Raw genomic sequence first — 17,740 nt, 5'->3', positions numbered from 1 at the left:
GAAACTCAAGCCGCCACAGTAACGCGTCGCGCGGCGCTCGGCAAACACGCGGGGCCGACCGGCTCGAAGGTTTTGTAAGTCAGGATGAACTCCTGATGCCCGAGCGCCTCCGACTTCGACGCCGCGCCCGCCGCCACCGCAACGGTCACGCCGACGATCTCGCGGCACACCTCGTCGAGCGTCGCGCGGCCCTCGAGGATGCGGCCCGCGTCGACGTCCATGTCGCCGGACAGATTGCGATACGTCGACGGATTCGCGCAGACCTTGATGACGGGCGATATCGCCGAGCCGACGACCGAGCCGCGCCCCGTCGTGAAGAGAATGACGTGACAGCCGCACGCAATCAGCTCGCCGATCTCCGCGTTGTCGCTGATATTCGGAAAGCCGAAGCGCGGCTCGCCATCGGGCACGACATCGAGCAGATAGAGACCGCCGGTCGGCGGAATATCGCCCGGCTTGATGATGCCGACGATCGGCGACGCCCCGCTCTTCGAATATGCGCCGAGCGATTTCTCTTCCTGCGTCGTCAGCCCGCCGTCCGCGTTGCCGACCGAGAACGAGCCGTGGCCCATCGTCGTGTAATAGCGCGCGGCCTTTTGCACGCATTCGACGATGGCATCGCCCAGTTCGGCCCGCGCCGCGCGCCGTTTCATGTGGAATTCGCAGCCGACCAACTCGCCCGTTTCCTCGAAGATGCACGACGCGCCTTGATCGATGAAAGCATCGAACGCGCGCCCCACGGCCGGATTCGCCGTGATGCCGCTGGTGCCGTCCGAGCCGCCGCAGATCGTCCCGACGATCAGTTCGTCGAGCGCCATCGGCACTTTCTGTTGAGCCGCGAGCGTCGCGCGCGCCTCGCGCACCCAGTCGAGACCGTTCTGGATCGTGCTGCGCGTGCCGCCTTTTTCCTGAATCGTGAGCACGGCGGCGGGACGGCCGCTCGCGCGCACGACATCGGCGAGATAGTGCTTGTTCATGCTCTCGCAGCCGAGCGACACGAACAGCACCGCACCGACGTTCGGATGCGTGCAGATGCGCTCCAGCATCTTTTCGGCGTAGCTATTGGGATAGCAGCCCGGAAAGCCGATAAGATGCACGGGCGGTTCGACTTGCGGATCGAAGGAATCGAAATCATCGAACGATGGACGGAAGTGCGCGACGATCTCGCGCGCAACGTGATGCGCGCATTCGACGAGATACGCCACCGCGACGACATTGCGGATGCCTTTGCGGCCATCCGCCCGGAGATAGCCCTGCAGTGCGGAAGTGTCCATGGAAGTGTTCAGTGCTGCACGTAGGCGTGTGCGGCGTCGTGCGTGTAAGTGGGTAGGTAGTCGCTTTCCAGGTTGTGCGTATGCAGATGCTCGCCGCGCGCGACATCGACGCTTACGTGGCCGATGATCGCGCCATAACGCAGTACCTTTTCGTCCTTCGACAACGCGCGCCGCGCGATCTTGTGCGCAAGCTCGATGGTCGTCGCGAGCGTGACAGACTCGCCTTCGATCATCAGCGTCTCGCCAGCGGGCAGGCGCGCGGCGGCGATCAGGCAGTTGTCTTCCGGACTGAGAAGAATCAGGCGCGGGTCGGTGGTTTCTTGCATCGTCGATCTCAGAAGGAGGATTGCGCCGACCGTCCAAAGCAAGTCGCCGCGGGAAAACGTGGATGCAACGATTCATCAGTGAACGTAATATTCATAGACGCACCAGTCGAAGTCAACAATGACGCAACCCGGATCGATCAGTGATTTCCCTAGCCGGCGCATGCGAATGGGATCGCGCTCCCTGACGGAAGGCTTAAACTCGCGCGAAGTCATGAACCAACTCAGACAGCACATGGACGTGGAAGACAACGACGCCGATCGTTATCGCGCGCCCGCGCTCGATAAAGGGCTCGATATTCTCGAATTGCTTTCGGAACAGAAGTCGGGCCTCACGCGCGCGGAAATCACGAAGATGCTCGGGCGCAACGCGAGTGAGATGTATCGGATGCTGGAGCGGCTGGTCGCGCGGCAGTATGTCGTGCGCTCGCCCGAAGGCGATCGTTATTCGTTGAGCCTGAAGCTCTATGCGCTCGCGCATCGGCATCCGCCGATGAATCGGCTCATCGCCGAGGCGCTTCCGGCGATGCAGCGATTCGCAGATGCAGCCGAGCAATCCGTGCATCTCGTCGTCTACGATCGCGGAAATTTGCTCGTCATCGCGCAAGTGGACGGTCCCGGCACGTGGGGCATTTCAGTGCGGCTCGGCTCGCGCGTCGGGTTGATCGACACGGGCTCCGGCCGCGTCATGCTCGCGTTTCAGACCGACGAACAGCGCGAACACATGCTCGCCGAGCATACGAAGGTCAAAGGCGAACTCGCGGTCGATCGCGCCGTGCTCGACGCCGATTACCGGCAAGTTCGCGAACTGGGCTATTCGCAAAAGGATAGCCAGCAGACTTTCGGCGTGACGGACGTGACGTATCCGCTGCTCGGGCCGTCCGGCCAGGCGATCGCCGCCCTCACCTGCCCGTACCTGCGGCGCATCGACGATTACGTGGCGCCGTCGATCGAAGACGTCACGTCCTTGCTGAAAAATGCAGCCGCGTCGCTTTCGATGACGCACGACTGAATGGCGCACGCTTCGCGCGTTAGAATGGCGGCCCCCTCAAAAAGACGGCGCGCCGCGATGGCGTGCCGCCGTATCCAATCCGACGCATTCCCGATGGCGAAACTCCTTTCCGACTCTGAATTCCTCCGCTTCACCGAACTGCAGCAAAAACAGGCGAACTTCACGATCACATCCGAAGAAGCCGACGAACTGCGCGAGATTGTCGCCCGCGCGCAAAAGAAACGCGACGATCGCGCGGCCGCGATGCAGGCGATCGAAACGTATATCGCGCAGTTCGACATCACGCCCGACGAGCTTTTTTCGGCCGAGCAGATCGGCGATGCGGCACGTACATTCGGCCTGATTCCCGCCGCGAAGAAGGAGCGCACGCTGCCGCCGCAACTGACGTACAACGGCAAGCCGTATCAGTGGACGTCGCGCGCGCTGCCCGACGACATTCGCGTGCCGCTCTTCGATGCGTTCACGTCGGGGCAATCGGTGAAGCCGTTCATCGCGACGTTGAAGGACACGTCGCGATGCGCGTTGACAATCGCGCGCCTCGAAAAGGAAACGGGCAGTTTGTACGCCGAAGCATTGCTCGACGAGCTTTCGCTGTCGCGCGCCCAGATCGACGACGCGCTCGCCAAATTCGCGGCTTAATCGCCGCGCGGCTGTGACGGCGCATCGCACAGCCGCATCCTGAAACCGACGACGCCCGGGTCGTCGGTCTTCGTCACTTCGAAGCCGGTGTTGCGTGCGAGCGCGATCATGCCGGCGTTCTCGCGCAACGCCTCGCCGACCATCCAGCGGGTGCCGCGCTGTCTCGCGTAGTCGATGATGCGCGACAGCAGCAGCGAGCCCAATCCCCTGCCCTTCATATCCGAGCGCGCGGCGACGGCGAATTCCGCGGTCTCGTTGTCAGGATCGGCGATCGCGCGCGCGACACCGAGCGTCTCGCCCGTGCCGTCACCGTTCGCTCGCGTGACGATCAGCGCCATTTCGCGGTCGTAGTCGATCTGCGTCATGCGCGCGAGTTGCGAATGATCGAAGTTACGGACAGCGCCAAAGAAGCGCAGGCGCAAATCCTCGGCGGTATTGGCCGCGACGAACGCCGCGTGCGCTTCTTCGTCTTCGGGACGAATCGGCCTCACGGTGACGCGCATGCCGCGCCAGTCGAGCGTCTCTTCGAGGCAGCGTGGATACGGCACGATCGCCAGCGGCTTGCGATGCGCGCCGAGCGTGAGTTGCGGTTCGTGAACGGCGACTGAATCGCGCGTCACGCGCAACGTGAGACGCAGCGCAACGATTTCTTCGATATAGCAAACGAGTTGCGATAACGCCGTCAGCGCATTGAGCAGCGACTCGGCGGGCAGTTCGCGCGAACGCGGCGAGCGCATGACGAGATCGCGCGAAAGTACGGGATTGAGCGGCGGCAACGCAAACTCGTGAAGTGCATCGGCAAGGCCGAGCGCGCCTTCGGCCTTGAATTCGAATACCGGACCGAACACGCGATGGTTGAGCAGGCGCGTCTGAATTTCGACGGCATCGCTCGTAAGCGAGTCGGGCGGCCCCGGTTTCACCGAGATGCCGAAACGAGCGAATACGCGCGCCGCACGTTCGCCATTCAATTCGGCGATGCCGTTTGCGAGCGCCGTGCGAATCTCGTTGTGCGCGGCGTCGATGTCTTCGGGAATATTCGCGGGGAGGCCGTCGGGCGTTTGCATCAAGAGTTCGCGGCCCTGCCGGAAATCGACGAGCCGGGCAAAACCGCGCGCCAGCCGATGCGGCGTCGTGTGCACGGGAATGCCGTTCGCGTGCAACTCGTCGCGCGTGGCGGCATCGACACAGCCGAAAAAGCACGCGAGCAATCCGCGATATGCGTGACGTCGCTCGGCAATCAACGTGCGGGCGACTTCGGCGACAGGCGCGCTATGCGTCGGCGCATGCACGACGAACACTGTGCCGGTCTCGCGATGCGATGCGAGCGCTTCGAGCGCCGCGCCGAAATCCGCGGGCGTGGCGTCGTCGCCGAGAAGAAGAGGATTGCCCGCGCGAGCGCGAGGCAGCGCGGCGGCGACGGCGTCGCGCGCGGCGATCGGCCATTGCGCGAGGTCGTCGCCGGCTGCGCCAAAGGCGTCCTGGGCAAGTGCTGCGACGCCGCGGTCGCTTGTGATGACAGTTGCGACATCGCTTGTCGCGACGCGGCCGATGCCCAAGGTCTCGATCTCATCGAGCAGATCATCGAGCGAATCGACGCGGACGAGTCCGGCACGGCGGAAGGCCGCGCCGTAGAGGCGGTCGAAAGGGTCGTCGCGACCCGTGCGCAGCACGAGCACCGGTTTGTTTCGCGCGGCGGCGCGCGCGGCGGACATGAATTTGCGCGCCGACCGAACCGTTTCGATGGCGAGCAGAATCGCACGCGTCGATGCATCGCTTGCAAGGAAATCGAGGATGTCGCCGGAATCGACGTCGGCTTCATCCCCGAGCGCGACGATTCGCGAGAAGCCGAGTCCGCGAGCACGCGCCCATCCCAGTACGCCGTTCGTCAGCGCGTTCGATCCCGACACCCACGCGACGCCGCCCGATTTGACACTGCATGCGGGCGCGCCGAGACATGCGCCGATTGCCGGCGTGACGACGCCGAGACTGGCAGGTCCGATCACGCGCACAAGAAAAGGCCGGGCGGCGGCGAGCGTACGAACGGTCCATTCGTCGGCGTCCGCTGCGGAAGACTCTCCGCGTTGCTTCGCTTCGCCGACGATCACGACGGCTTTCGTTCCGCGTCGGCCGAGGCGCTCGATGAGGTCCGGCCAAGTGTGCGGTCGCGTGCAAATCACGGCAACGTTCGGCGCTTCCGGTAACGCGTCGACGTCGCGGTACACGGTTTCGCCGGTCAGCGAGTCGTATTTTGGATTGACTGGCCAAAGAGAGCCTGTGAAGCCAGCGCATTGCACACGCGCCCAGACCATCTCGCCGATGCTGCCCGCACGCGAGGAAGCGCCCACGACAGCGATCGACTTCGGCGCGAACAGGGTGTCCAGGTTACGAACAGTCATGGAGGCTCCGGCGTAGGCGCAGTTGTGTCAGCGCCTAGGATAGGCGATTTCGTTTTGCAGGTGAGGACTGGCGTACAGGCGACCGAGGGAGTGCGACTTTATGCGCATAAAGGCGAGGCGGCGGTGCTTGTAAGACCCGCCTCGCCTAGGATGGCGGCGGCTTTATGCGCATAAAGTCGGGCACTTCCGACGCCGGCGCCGCCGGCCGGACAAGGGACCTTATGCGCATAAACCTCGGCCGAACGGCTAACGCGAGTCAGTTGTTGCGGAATATCACTGGAAAAACAACAACGACAATGTAGAATTCAACGGACTTCAATATACGGAGTGGAACGTGGCGGCGGAAATCATAGCGATCACGCAACAAAAGGGCGGCGTCGGCAAAAGCACGATTGCGATGCATCTCGGTGCGGCCTTTCACGAAAAGAAGAAGCGTGTGCTCGTAGTCGACGCCGATGGTCAGAACACGCTGATCCATTGGTCAAGCGCCGCATCGGATGACGCAAGCGGCATCCCGTTTCCAGTCGTCAATCTCTCCGAGGCCGGCGGGCAGATTCATCGGGAAATCAAAAAGTTCGTCAGCGACTACGACATCATCGTCGTGGATTGCCCGCCGTCGATCACCGAGAAGGTATCTGGCGTCGTGTTGCTGGCGGCGAGCGTCGCGGTGATTCCGACTTCGTCATCGCCGGCGGACTATTGGTCGAGCGTCGGCCTTGTCAAGCTCGTTCAGCAAGCGCAGGTGATGAACGAAGATCTGCGCGCCGTCTTTCTGCTCAACAAGACCGAAGAAAAGCGCATGCTCACGCGCGAACTCAAGGTTGCGCTCGAAGAGCTCGGCTTTCCCTTATTGAAAACGCAGATCCCAACGCGCGAGTGTTACAAGCAGGCGATGGCGCTTGGACAGACCGTGCTTCAAATGAGCGATCGCGGCTCGCGCCTCGCAGCGGCGGAAATCCGCTCGGTCGCGGACGAGATCCTCGACATGCTCTCCTGACTTTATGCGCATAAAGGACCCTGAATGAAACCGTCCCAATTTGCCAAGGGCTTCAAGGCTCGGCCCGACACGACGAGCAGCGAGAAGCGCACTGCGCTGGATCGTCTGAATGCGATCGATGGCATCGTCGACATTCAACATGTGGGGCAGGCCGCCGCGAACGGCCGATCGAGCGCCTTCGTGGCCGACGAGCCGGGCGACATCAACGCCGGACCTGAGTCCGATGAATATCGTGCGTGGCGCCGTGCAAACCGCTACACGGCCGGACAGATAATCGAGTTGCCGCTCAAGTCGATCAAGCCCAGCCCGTTCAACCCGCGCCATTTCTATCTGAAGACGTCAATCGCGGAATTGGCCGTCAATCTGGCGAAGCAGGGCCAGCAACAGGCGATTCACGTCATTCCCGATTACGAGCATCCGGGAACATTCTTCGTCAGCGATGGCGGCCGGCGCGTGCGAGCACTGAAAGAGGCAAACAAGGAAACCGTGAAGGCGGTGGTCGTCGATCTGCCGATCGGCATTCAGAGCTACAAGCTCGGTTATGACCTGAACGTTCAGCGCGACTCGCAGACTGTTTTCGACAACGCCGTGGTCTGGCGACGCTTTCTCGACGAACAGCATTTCCAGAGCCAGCGCGAACTGGCGGATCACCTCGGGCTGGACGAATCGACGATCGCCGTCGCTTTGTCGATCGCGAAGCTTCCTGAGAACGTCATGCACGAGATGGTTGCGCGGCCGGACCGATTCGGCTCGAACATGGCCTATCAGATCGTGCGCTATCACGCCGCGCGCGGCACCGACGCCACGCTGCGGCTGATCAACAAGATCACGTCGGATGACCTGAGCACGCGGCAGGTCGCCGATATCGTCAAGGGCCGCGCGAACGCTCAGGAAGCGCCGAAGACGCCTGGCCGGCAACGCTATGCGCAGCGCCTCGAAATCAAGCTGGACGGCGTCGCAGTCGGCGATCTGAAGTCATACGGCGAAGATCGTCTCGAGTTGCGTTTGCGCGGCTTGTCGCGCGAGAAGCGCGATGAGCTGCTGCATCAGATCGAACTGATGCTTCAGCCTGTCGAGACCAAGAAGTAAATGCACACGATGGCCGCCGAGATCATGGACCGGCGGCCATTTTCGAATTGGGACGTTTTCGGTTGCCCGCGGAGACTTTAGCGCGATTGACTGAGCGTAAATGCCAGCAAGTCGCCATCGGTCGGCTCGCCCCACGTCTTTCGCGCCAGCCAGTCGAAGAAGGATGTTTCCGCCAGCTTCGAATCCAGTCCGCGCTTGCGCCAGTCGTCGCGCATGTGGGCACCGAGCCCCGGCAAAACGTCTTCCTCGAAGGATTGACGCGCGACCTCCCGTTCTTCCTCACCTTGCTCGTCGTACAGCACGCGCGCTTCCTTGCGGCGGTACGCCGAGAATTCGCTCAACAAGCGGGCTTTGAGATCGTCGGCGGCAGCCGGCGTGCGGGAGGCCGTACCGCTCGTTGCCGGAGGCAGCGCTTCTACCGGTGGCGCGTAGCCCTTTTTGAGCGCGTCCTTGAAAAGCGCCGCGCCGCTGCGAACCGGCGGCAAAGTCGTGCTGCGCATGCGCTGTTCGGTCATCTGCAACGCCGCGCGGATGCGGTTTTCCTCGCTGTCGGCATACAGCGTCTGCGCGTCCTTGAGCGGAATGCCAATCTTCACCATCCGATCCACCAACGTGCTGTCGAAGACGTTCGGATGTTCGTCCAGCGCGAGCATCGGCTGCTTTTGTTCGGTCACGCGGAACTGAATCTCAGCCACGCGGCGCCCTTCGCGGTGTTCCACCAGTTCGACGAAGATATTGGTCACCGCATTCACCTCGGCGATCGCGGGCCGCAGATAATCGCGTTTGAAGTATTTGTATTCGCGCTTGGCTTCGTCGCCGGCTTCGGTATCGGGCGTTCCTGAAAGAATAGGCCGCCACCATTCCCACGTCTCGCGCATCGTCAGATGGCTGGGATTCGTGAGATAGCGAACGCAAATTTCATAGAGTGCGAGGCCGGCGCTGCTGCGCAACTGACTCTGGAATTGCAGGCTCAGGCGCGCATACTGCACAGGATCCAGCAGCTTCTTTTTGATTTTCGGCGCGAATGAAAATTCGACCCAGACGCGGCGCGTCGTCGGATCTTCGAGGATTTCGGCATCGGCGATCAGCGTCGAGATGCCCCACTTGCGACCCGGCTTCTGACTCGATGTGCCGGTGCTCCATTCGACCTGCACCGACACCATGCGACGCAAATGCTCCTTCACGAGCGCAGTGTCGTTCGAGTCGAACGCAGAATTTGCGACGATATCCGACAGCAGCGCGCGATACGTGTCACCGGAGTCGTCGGCTTGTTGAGCAACGGCTAGCAGCACATTGAACAACTTTCTGGTGAGCAGCGTGATCTTGCCGCTTTTCGGCTGAATCGCAATGGCCTCGACTGCCTTGCGCAGTTCCGCCGAACTGGGGCTGACGACATCGGTTTTCTTTGCGCGCTTGGTGGCCATGAAATGGTCAAGATCGATATTGCGAGCAAGGATACCGATTGGGGTGAAGCCCGTCTATAGGGACACCCTCACCACACAGGGGTGATTGCCAGACAGACAGCACGGCTCACTGCGGTGCGCTCCCGAAAACACTCACCGCTCACCGATCGAGGGTATCTTTTAGCTGTAGTGTCCACGCGGGTAAACGGATTGCGACGGTTTTTCGGCGCCTTCCGGGAGCTCAAGCAGTCTCCCGAATAGGCTCACCTTAAAAATTTTTCGGCTCGTTGAACGACGTGTGGCGCGGCAGAGACAGCCGAAAGTCCGTCCTTCTCCGCTTCGGCCGCGCATCGGTGCGGTGCAAAGTTATAACGGCGCGCACTCACTTCAAAAGATCGGCATCGACAGGTCCCGAAAAGTCTCACCTCATCGAGTTTTCTTCAACCCGATCGCCCCCGTCCAGGCCCGTTCTACGGGCTTCGCGCCGCCTATGGCCCCCGAAAACTATCACTTTTGACCTGCTGCACCTCATATCGCCTGTCCCGCAAATGCTCACCCTGCTGCGTCCTGCAAAGCCTCACCTTTTTTCCGTCGTCGCTCAAAAATGGTGCTCTCCCAGGCACTTATCTCGCTTTCGTCACAAAACGTGAAGAAGGTGGCTCCCGTAAATCCTCACCGACGGTTTCTTGGCACTGTCCCGCACCGACGTTCGTAGCTCCCGCATTCCCTCACCATACCGTGTTTCCGCTAAACGCAACGACAGACCATCCTGGTCTATCCACTTGTTTCTAATATGTTTTTTCATGCGCGCGATTTCTCATCTAGTGCAGCGACAGTTCTCGTACAGCGCGCGTGATCCCGGATTTCCTCACCATGCGAGGCGCATGACAGGGAAGATGGACTGAAAAAAGCAGGCGCAGACACTCCTGGAAAGGCTCACCTTAGACGCTCTCACCGGCCCTGCGAGCCCATCCAAGAAGAGACTACGGCTGCACCGAGACGTGCATCTTCCATTTCGCTCCCGGAAAAGCTCACCTCAGGCGTCGGCAGATGAAAATTTCAGCGAAAAGTAGCCTTCGCCCCCGAAAACGCTCACCTTTCTCTCGGGAATTACCCTGAAAACCCTCACCGATCGGTAAGCTTTACCCGAATCGACTCCAAAATAGTGCGATTCGCATGCTCCCGAAAATTCTCACCAGACGAAGCCGACAGACCAGGGGGGCGCCCTCGGAAATCAACGCGTTAGCGTGCGCGTGCCCCCGAATAAACTCACCCATCATTTTGGAGCCTCCCCGAACCCGCTCACGATTCTTCCCGAGAGCCCTCACCGATCATCCCGAAGCCCGTCACCGTTCGCTCCCGCAGAGTTTCACCATAGTTCCCGTACAATCTCACCTGACGTCCGGCAAAGCCTTATCCGATAAGGGTTCTGGCTGGCGTTAACGATGTTAACAAGGTTCAAAGGTGTTAACTTCTAATACTCTCTAGCGGTGCAGTGTTTTGCACGCAGTAATTAGAAAAACGAAAAGCTGCGTGAAACAGACACCCATGGCGCGTATGGGACTAAAATCCGCGACAAATCATCGACTTGCAGGGGTATCTTCAGGATGTTTCACGACGGGGGACATGTGTACCATGCCAAGTTGTCGAAAACGGCCTAAATGCTCTGTTATCGACGTTGGTGTCAATGATCGAACGAAAAACATAACGATCAACACGTAAAACGTTATGATCATCATGTTGAACTGCTAGATTTTCGCCATGGATCAATCTACTCGCGACACGCTGCGCCAAGAAATCGAAGCGATGCGCGCCACCGGCGCACGGCGGCAAGACCTCTCTCAACACGCCTGCAAGCGACTCTTCTTCGACCTGGGCGTTCGGCCCTCGGTTACGACTGTCCGCGAACTGACTCAAACCGGCAGCGCAAGCGACATCCCCAAGGACATCGAGGCGTTCTGGGCCGGTCTGCGTTCGACGTTGCGCGTTCGCATCGACGCTGGGGCGATGCCGGAATCATTGCAGGAACGTGCCGGCGAACTGCTGGCGGCTTTATATGACGAGGCTCAAACGGTCGCGCGTGCCGCCCTTAACGAGGAAAAGGCCCGTCTGGACATGGCCATCCAGGCCGCGCAAGCCCAGGCTCGCGATGCCGATATTCGTCGCGAGGCGATCGAGCGGGCTCAGCAGCGTGCCGAGGCGCGCGCCGAAGCAGGCGCTGCTCAGATCGCGGCGCTGGAAGCCGAATTGAAGACGCTGCGCAGTCAAGGCACAGACGCTCAGGCGGGCTTGCGCGAAGTCATCGCCCGATGGGAGAAGGAGAACGAGACGCTCTCGGCGCGTCTGCAGCAGGAGCAGGACGCTGCGGCGCGGCTGCGCGACCGCATCGACGAGCTTCAAAACGAGCTGCGCCACAGCACCGAGCACTACGCTCAGCAGATCAAGGACGCGGTCAAGGAGGCCGAACGGCGCGTGCATCCGATGCTCGTCGAACTCGACTCCCTGCGCGGCATGGCCGCCACCTATCAGACCAGCGCACGCGAAGCGAGTCAGAAAGAATTCGATTTCATTCAACAGCTTAGCGCAGCCCGGAGCCGCGCCGACCGGCTCGAGTCGCAAGTGCGGGCGCAGTCCGACGAAATCGATGCGCTAGTTCTCGAGCGCGATGCACGGCGGGTTCAATCCGGTGCGAGCGCGGAAGTCGGCGCGTTGATCGCGTCGCTGGCGGCGCAGGGGCGCCTCACTTCCGCCGAGATCGCCCGCCTCGGCACGCAGATTGACGCGCACGTCGCCGCGCCAACTTCCTGTCCGGCGTGCGAGGCTGGCGAACCGGAACTGCAGCGCCACGAAGACGAATACGAGCTTTCCTGCCCGAACTGCGAGCGCACCTCCGGGGCCACGGCATCGAAGCTTGCGGCCGTCGACGAATTTATCCGGTCGGCGCGTGTCAGCACCTCGTAATCGCGCGTCGAGTGAGCGCCGGCGTCAAAGGTGAGGGTTTTCGGGATCGTCGACGGACATGTGCCGTTTCCCGTCGGCGCGCGCGTGAGCAATGTCACGCTCCCGTATTTGCTCACCCATCCATTCTTGCCAGGCACGATGCAGTCGGTGAACCGAGATCGTCTGCTGGAATCCGAGCCACTGGCCGACGCGATCGGGGTCCGTGCCATCCTCGAACAACTCCGCCGCGTACGTGTTGCGCAAGGTCTGCGGACTTGCGCGCGCGACGCGCGATACCGCTATCCCGGACGCGGCCACGACGGCGTCGATCGCGCGCAGCATCGTCGCCTTATGCATGGAGCGTCCCGTCGGTGCTGCCGGGAATAGCAATTCGCCTGCAAGGCCAGCCGTCTTGCGCTCGCTGATCCAGTTGTCGAGCAGTTCGACCGCGAACGGAGCGAGCCGCGCCTGCCGGATCAGCAGCGGATTCGACGCGTCGACGGTCACGTAAGGCGCGCCGGCCGCGTAGCAATCGACGGTCAATTGCGCCGCTTCGCCCGTTTTCACGCCTGCGCCGAGAAAGACGGCGACCAACGCCCGGTCGCGCCGCTCGCGCCAGCGCTGCCCGGCCGGCAAGGCGCCGATCGGAGAAAACAGATGCGCGACGAGCAGCGCGCGCTCATCGTGGGTGAGAAAGCCCGTCGGCTCGTTGTCGCGTGCCTTGCGCCATGCCGCGTCGCCGTCCTGAGCGATGAAGCGCGCCGGATTCGTCGCCGCCGATTCCACTTCCCGAACGTGATCCAGCACGCGCTCGATCAGCCGCAGATACCGCATGCGCTGCGGGCGTCGGATGTCCAGTTGCGCGACGAACTGTTCGATGACCGGACGTTGCACCGTATGCAGCGTCGCGCGTTTGGTGGCCAGCCACTCGAGAAAATTTCCCCATTGCGCGCGATACACATCGGCCGATGACGCCCTGAACGATTGCTGGGCGAGCCATGCATCGAACGCGGCGTGCGGGTCCGCCTGCCAGTCGGCGCGCTGTTGGTCGAAGAGATCGGAAGTGTTCGGCATATTGTTCGAAGGCGCGTTGCGCGCTGTATTGCACTGCGCACAGGGTCGGGCTTCGGGCGCGCGACGTCAAGCGCGTGTGTCCGCCAAAGTGTCGATAACTGTCTTGGCGGGCGTGCGTTTCGTCGACTACTGTCGTCTATACGGCTTCCTTCCATCCACGAACACAAGAGCAAAAAGGAGCGAGCGATGCCCCAGCAATCCTGGCAGGAACGTCGCGCGAATGGACGCGCCAGGCGCGAACGCACACCGCGGGCCGCGCAAGAGGCGATCGGCGATATCGATCGCGATCCCATCGAGCTTTTGCGGACAAGCAGCAAAGGCCGCGTCGATGCGCTGATTCCCTTGCGTTACGGCCGCATGCTCGTTTCGCCGTTCACGTTTTATCGCGGCAGCGCCATCCTTCAGGCGCACGACCTGGCCGGCACACCGGACAGCGGCATCGCCATTCAGATCTGCGGCGACTGTCATCTTTCCAACTTTGGCGGCTTCGCAACGCCGGAGCGCGCGCTCATTTTCGATCTCAACGACTTCGACGAAACCGCGCCCGGTCCGTGGGAATGGGATTTGAAACGGTTGGTCGCGAGCTTCACGATCGCCGGCCGGCATCTCGGCCACGGCGATCTGGCTGCGGACGAGTTCGCGTTTGTCGCCGCGCGCAGTTATCAGACGCATCTGCGCGAGTACGCTGAAATGAGCGTGCTCGATCTCTGGTACGAGCGCATCACCTTCGATCGCATGTACCAGGCCGTGCAGAGCGAAGACGCGCGGCGGCGCATCAAGCGCGGCATCGAACGGGCTTCGCGCCGCACGCACGAAACGATGCTGCCGAAACTCGCCGACCGAACCGGCGACACGTGGCGCATTCGCGATGCGCCGCCTGCCGTGTTTCACATCCACGGCAAGAGCACGCTGATCGATAAGAACGACGGCTGGATGACGCTCAAAGCCAGTCGTGAAGATGCGCTCGCGACGCTCGTGCGCGGTTATGTCGCGACGCTTACGCCGGAGCGCGCGAGATTGCTGTCGCAATTCAGCCTGCAGGATGTCGCGTTCAAGGTGGTCGGCGTGGGCAGCGTCGGCACGCGCTGCCTCGTTTTGCTGCTCACGGATCATCACGACAAGCCGCTTTTCCTGCAGATGAAGGAGGCATCGACGTCGGTCGTCGCGAGATTCACGAAACATGCGAAGCACGCCGACGATATCAAACACGACGGGCACCGCGTCGTTCACGGACAACGTCTGATGCAGGCCGCCACGGACCCGTTTCTCGGCTGGGCGACCGGACCGCTCGGGCGCACGCTCTACATCCGCCAGTTACGCGACATGAAAATTTCCGCAGAACTCGATACTTTCAGCGACGACGTCTTTCGCGAGTACGCCGTGCTTTGCGGCTGGGCGCTTGCCCGCGCGCACGCGAAGTCCGGCGGATGCGCGCCGGAAATCTCGGGCTACCTGGGCAACAGCGATCGAATGGCCGACGTTCTAGTGCGCTACGGTCGCGCCTACGCGGATCAGGTGGAAAAGGACTACGAGGTGTTTCGCGTTGCGTGCCGGGACGGCAAGCTCGAATCGCGTTCGGATGCGGACATCGCGGCGGAGTTCGCGCCGTGAAACGATCCGCTGCGCGATGACATGAACCGGGGCACGCGGGTTCAGTCGCGTGCCGCGGGGATGCGTCAATGCGCAGCGCTGACTGCTCGTTGCCGATCCTGTCGCGATGCGCGCTCGTAGGCGTCTACGGCGAAGGCGAAAACGGCGGGCAAGGCATCCGAGGATGCAACGTCGACGACGTCATCGGTTTCGGGGAAATGAAAGTCATCGGGACGCGCGAACAGCTCGCGCAAGGCGGCTTCGTGTCGTCCCGCGAATCCGAGGTCCGCGACGGCCTCCGCCTCGATGGCATGCAACAGCCGCCAGGTCAGCGGCACTCCTTTATCGATGTAACGCCCCGCGATCTGACGCGTGATGCGCTCGAGGTCATGCACCGCGCGGGCGAACTGCCTTCTGCTCAGGTTTTCACCATTCGACTCCATGATCCACCCCTTCCGGCCGGTCTTATTGTACTGTACAAATATACAGTACTTGTTGCAATGAAAATAGCGTCGCGCTAGTCGAACCGGGTGTATGTGCGATTCCGCCTACGTGCGTTTCAGACATGCGCGGCTATGCGCGCCTGCCGACAAAGCGCATCGTTCAACCGTGCTTGGGAAACTCCTGAGCGGAACGCGCAGGCAGTTTCTGCGTTCGTTCGACGGCACCGCGCGGCCAACAGCGCTGCAAACCACGGGAGAACTGACATGAACAAGGATCAAGCCGAAGGCGTTGGCAAGCAGGTCAAGGGAAAGATCAACGAGGGCGTCGGCAAAATGACTGGGGACAAGGCGCAGGAAGCCAAGGGCGACATGCAGCAAGCAGCCGGCAAGGTCCAGAAAGGCGTGGGCGATGCACGCGAGGATCTGAAGGACAGCGTGAAAAAGAACCCGTAAGACGGGCAACCGGCGCCGCGACTCCGGCGCCGCTTTGAGCGGGACGTGCTCGATGCGCGTCCCGTTTTTATTGGCGGCGCACGGCGGCGCGCCGACTTTATGCGCAAAAAGTTCCGGACGCTCAGCGCATCAGCCGTGGATGACGACGAGCAACGCCTTGGCCTCCGCGCGCCCGACATTCCGGATCGCGTGCGCCTCGTCCGCGGCATACCGCGCGGTTTCCCCCACCTTCAGACGACGCGTCGCACCCGACGCATCGACCTCAATGGAACCGTTCAGCACCGTGAGATGCTCGCGCGTTAACGGTTCGTGCGCGTTCGACGTGAGCGCGGCGCCCGATTGCAGCGTAAGTTCGTACCACTCGAACTTGCCGGCGAGTTCAATCGGTCCCCACACGCGCAACTGATAGCCGCCGTTGTCCCCACTCAGGGTCGGTATTTCATGCAGCCCCGAAACGCGGATCGCTTCGGCGGGCCTTTGCTGCGCGAACAATTGGTCGAGGCTGATGCCGAGCGCATTGGTCAGTCGCCACGCGACGGCGATCGTCGGATTTGCCTTGTCGCGCTCGATCTCCGACAGCATCGACTTCGACACGCCGGCCGCGCGCGACAGATCGTCGAGGGTCAGCTTCCGTTCGCTGCGCAAGCGTTGAATGATCTCTCCGACGCGCGGCGGTGTTGCGCCTGCGCCCGCGAGATCGGCTGCTTTTCCCTCTGAACCCGTGCTTGCCATGAATCGACCAATCCCGTAAAGTGTTCGGCATATCGGAAATGCGTTCGAAATATCGAACATGTCCGATGCGATGGATGCACTATAACAGGGCTAAGGACGGCGCGCGCGAGTCACGAGGCGCGGATTGCATTGGCAGGCCCAGAACAAGGATTGCGATGAAAGACCGATATCTCTCCCATTTGCGTTCGACGCTCGACGAAATTCGCGCTGCGGGGTTCTACAAGACGGAGCGCGTCATCGCGAGTCCGCAGTCGTCGGACATTCGGCTCGCGAACGGCGCGGCAGTGCTTAACTTCTGCGCGAACAACTACCTGGGTCTCGCGGACGATCGCCGGCTCATCGAGGCCGCGAAGGACGGACTGGACGCCGATGGTTTCGGCATGGCGTCCGTGCGTTTCATCTGCGGCACGCAGACCGTGCACAAGGAACTCGAACAGGCGATCGCGGGTTTTCTCGAAACGGACGACGCCATTCTTTATTCGAGTTGCTTCGATGCAAACGGCGGCCTCTTCGAAACGCTGCTGACCGAAGAAGACGCGATCATCAGCGACGAACTGAATCACGCCAGCATCATCGACGGCGTGCGGCTCTCGAAGGCCCGGCGTCTGCGCTATAAGAACAACGACCTCGCCGATCTGGAAGCGCGTCTTCAGGAAGCCGATGCAGCCGGCGCACGCTTCAAGCTGATCGCGACCGACGGGGTTTTTTCGATGGACGGCATCATCGCCAACCTTTCCGGCATCTGCGATCTCGCTGACCGTTACGGTGCGCTCGTCATGGTCGACGATTCCCACGCCGTCGGCTTCATCGGCGAGAACGGGCGCGGAACCCCGGAGCAATGCGGCGTGCTCGATCGCGTCGACATCATTACCGGCACGCTCGGCAAGGCGCTTGGCGGCGCGTCAGGCGGCTATGTCGCCGCCCATAAGGAAGTCATCGATTTGCTGCGTCAGCGCAGCCGGCCGTATCTTTTCTCGAACACGTTGGCACCGAACATCGCCGCGGCATCGCTGAAAGTGCTTGAACTGCTCGCGAGCGACGAAGGCGCGACGTTGCGCCGGCGCGTCCGCGAGAACGGGGCGCACTTCCGCAAGGCGATGTCCGCGCTCGGCTTCGATCTTGTCCCCGGTGAACATCCGATCATTCCGGTCATGCTCGGCGACGCTCAACTCGCGTCCAAGATGGCTGATGCGCTGCTCGACGAAGGCGTCTATGTGATTGGCTTTTCCTACCCTGTGGTGCCGAAAGGACGCGCGCGCATCCGGACGCAGATGAGCGCGGCACACACGCCGGAACAGATCGATCGTGCAGTCGATGCGTTCGCTCGCGTCGGCCGATCCCTCGGCGTCATCGGCTGACTTTATGCGCATAAAGG

Annotated in this window: 14 protein-coding genes and 2 pseudogenes; 9 read left to right on the top strand and 7 right to left on the bottom strand. The window is 61.8% G+C overall.

Going from position 1 to position 17,740, the window contains the following annotated elements:
• Positions 1 to 5 precede the first annotated feature (5 nt).
• Together NCS02_RS20505 and NCS02_RS20500 are read right to left on the bottom strand one after the other, a co-directional pair.
• The gene (locus NCS02_RS20505) at positions 6 to 1,274 is read right to left on the bottom strand and encodes a UxaA family hydrolase (protein ID WP_250503202.1); all 1,269 of its coding nucleotides are present in this window, start codon (positions 1,272 to 1,274) and stop codon (positions 6 to 8) included.
• An 8-nt stretch (positions 1,275 to 1,282) separates the two neighbouring features.
• The gene (locus NCS02_RS20500) at positions 1,283 to 1,600 is read right to left on the bottom strand and encodes a UxaA family hydrolase (RefSeq protein ID WP_250436304.1); all 318 of its coding nucleotides are present in this window, start codon (positions 1,598 to 1,600) and stop codon (positions 1,283 to 1,285) included.
• Positions 1,601 to 1,811: 211 nt separating this feature from the next.
• Here NCS02_RS20500 and NCS02_RS20495 point away from each other — a divergent pair, with 211 nt between their 5' ends.
• Positions 1,812 to 2,609, top strand: a complete 798-nt coding sequence (locus NCS02_RS20495; protein ID WP_372492614.1) for an IclR family transcriptional regulator — start codon at positions 1,812 to 1,814, stop codon at positions 2,607 to 2,609.
• Positions 2,610 to 2,702: 93 nt separating this feature from the next.
• A complete protein-coding gene (locus NCS02_RS20490) occupies positions 2,703 to 3,248 on the top strand; it encodes a hypothetical protein (protein WP_008354201.1) in 546 nt (181 codons plus the stop codon).
• Here NCS02_RS20490 and NCS02_RS20485 read toward each other — a convergent pair.
• Positions 3,245 to 5,644 carry a GNAT family N-acetyltransferase gene (locus NCS02_RS20485; protein ID WP_239295341.1) on the bottom strand — a complete coding sequence of 800 codons (2,400 nt, stop codon included), beginning with the start codon at positions 5,642 to 5,644 and terminating at the stop codon, positions 3,245 to 3,247. The genes NCS02_RS20490 and NCS02_RS20485 overlap by 4 nt on opposite strands.
• A 334-nt stretch (positions 5,645 to 5,978) precedes the next feature.
• On the opposite strand from NCS02_RS20485, the gene parA reads away from it, so the two are divergent.
• The 3 genes and pseudogenes from parA to NCS02_RS20475 form a co-directional block, all read left to right on the top strand.
• Positions 5,979 to 6,641, top strand: a complete 663-nt coding sequence (parA, locus tag NCS02_RS20480) for a ParA family partition ATPase (RefSeq protein ID WP_250503200.1) — start codon at positions 5,979 to 5,981, stop codon at positions 6,639 to 6,641.
• Between the two features lie 24 nt (positions 6,642 to 6,665).
• Positions 6,666 to 6,771, top strand: a pseudogene (locus NCS02_RS36605) (ParB/RepB/Spo0J family partition protein); the annotation flags it as partial.
• 77 nt (positions 6,772 to 6,848) lie between these two features.
• Positions 6,849 to 7,730, top strand: a pseudogene (locus NCS02_RS20475) (ParB/RepB/Spo0J family partition protein); the annotation flags it as partial.
• Positions 7,731 to 7,807: 77 nt separating this feature from the next.
• Here NCS02_RS20475 and NCS02_RS20470 read toward each other — a convergent pair.
• Entirely contained in the window at positions 7,808 to 9,154 is a 1,347-nt protein-coding gene (locus NCS02_RS20470) for a replication initiation protein (RefSeq protein WP_008354205.1), read from the bottom strand.
• Between the two features lie 1,740 nt (positions 9,155 to 10,894).
• Here NCS02_RS20470 and NCS02_RS20465 point away from each other — a divergent pair.
• Entirely contained in the window at positions 10,895 to 12,094 is a 1,200-nt protein-coding gene (locus NCS02_RS20465) for a DNA-binding protein (RefSeq protein WP_250503199.1), read from the top strand.
• A gap of 24 nt (positions 12,095 to 12,118) precedes the next feature.
• Here NCS02_RS20465 and NCS02_RS20460 read toward each other — a convergent pair whose 3' ends face one another.
• The gene (locus NCS02_RS20460) at positions 12,119 to 13,147 is read right to left on the bottom strand and encodes a tyrosine-type recombinase/integrase (protein ID WP_250523272.1); all 1,029 of its coding nucleotides are present in this window, start codon (positions 13,145 to 13,147) and stop codon (positions 12,119 to 12,121) included.
• Positions 13,148 to 13,333: 186 nt separating this feature from the next.
• Between NCS02_RS20460 and NCS02_RS20455 the strand changes: the two genes are divergently transcribed.
• Positions 13,334 to 14,758 carry a DUF2252 domain-containing protein gene (locus NCS02_RS20455; RefSeq protein WP_250523271.1) on the top strand — a complete coding sequence of 475 codons (1,425 nt, stop codon included), beginning with the start codon at positions 13,334 to 13,336 and terminating at the stop codon, positions 14,756 to 14,758.
• A gap of 65 nt (positions 14,759 to 14,823) precedes the next feature.
• Here NCS02_RS20455 and NCS02_RS20450 read toward each other — a convergent pair whose 3' ends face one another.
• The gene (locus tag NCS02_RS20450) at positions 14,824 to 15,180 is read right to left on the bottom strand and encodes a DUF2471 family protein (protein WP_250503196.1); all 357 of its coding nucleotides are present in this window, start codon (positions 15,178 to 15,180) and stop codon (positions 14,824 to 14,826) included.
• A gap of 264 nt (positions 15,181 to 15,444) precedes the next feature.
• On the opposite strand from NCS02_RS20450, the gene NCS02_RS20445 reads away from it, so the two are divergent.
• A complete protein-coding gene (locus tag NCS02_RS20445; protein ID WP_250503195.1) occupies positions 15,445 to 15,633 on the top strand; it encodes a CsbD family protein in 189 nt (62 codons plus the stop codon).
• A gap of 129 nt (positions 15,634 to 15,762) precedes the next feature.
• On the opposite strand, the gene NCS02_RS20440 is transcribed toward NCS02_RS20445, so the two are convergent.
• Complete coding sequence (locus tag NCS02_RS20440) at positions 15,763 to 16,365, bottom strand: helix-turn-helix domain-containing protein (RefSeq protein ID WP_250503194.1); 603 nt, start codon at positions 16,363 to 16,365, stop codon at positions 15,763 to 15,765.
• Positions 16,366 to 16,520: 155 nt separating this feature from the next.
• Between NCS02_RS20440 and NCS02_RS20435 the strand changes: the two genes are divergently transcribed.
• Positions 16,521 to 17,723, top strand: coding sequence for a glycine C-acetyltransferase (locus NCS02_RS20435; protein ID WP_250503193.1), 1,203 nt, complete (start codon positions 16,521 to 16,523; stop codon positions 17,721 to 17,723).
• Positions 17,724 to 17,740 lie beyond the last annotated feature (17 nt).

The sequence above is a fragment of the Caballeronia sp. NCF2 genome, from assembly GCF_023631205.1.
In the GTDB taxonomy this organism is placed as follows: Bacteria; Pseudomonadota; Gammaproteobacteria; order Burkholderiales; family Burkholderiaceae; genus Caballeronia; species Caballeronia zhejiangensis.
This window is presented reverse-complemented; position numbering and strand designations above follow the sequence as displayed.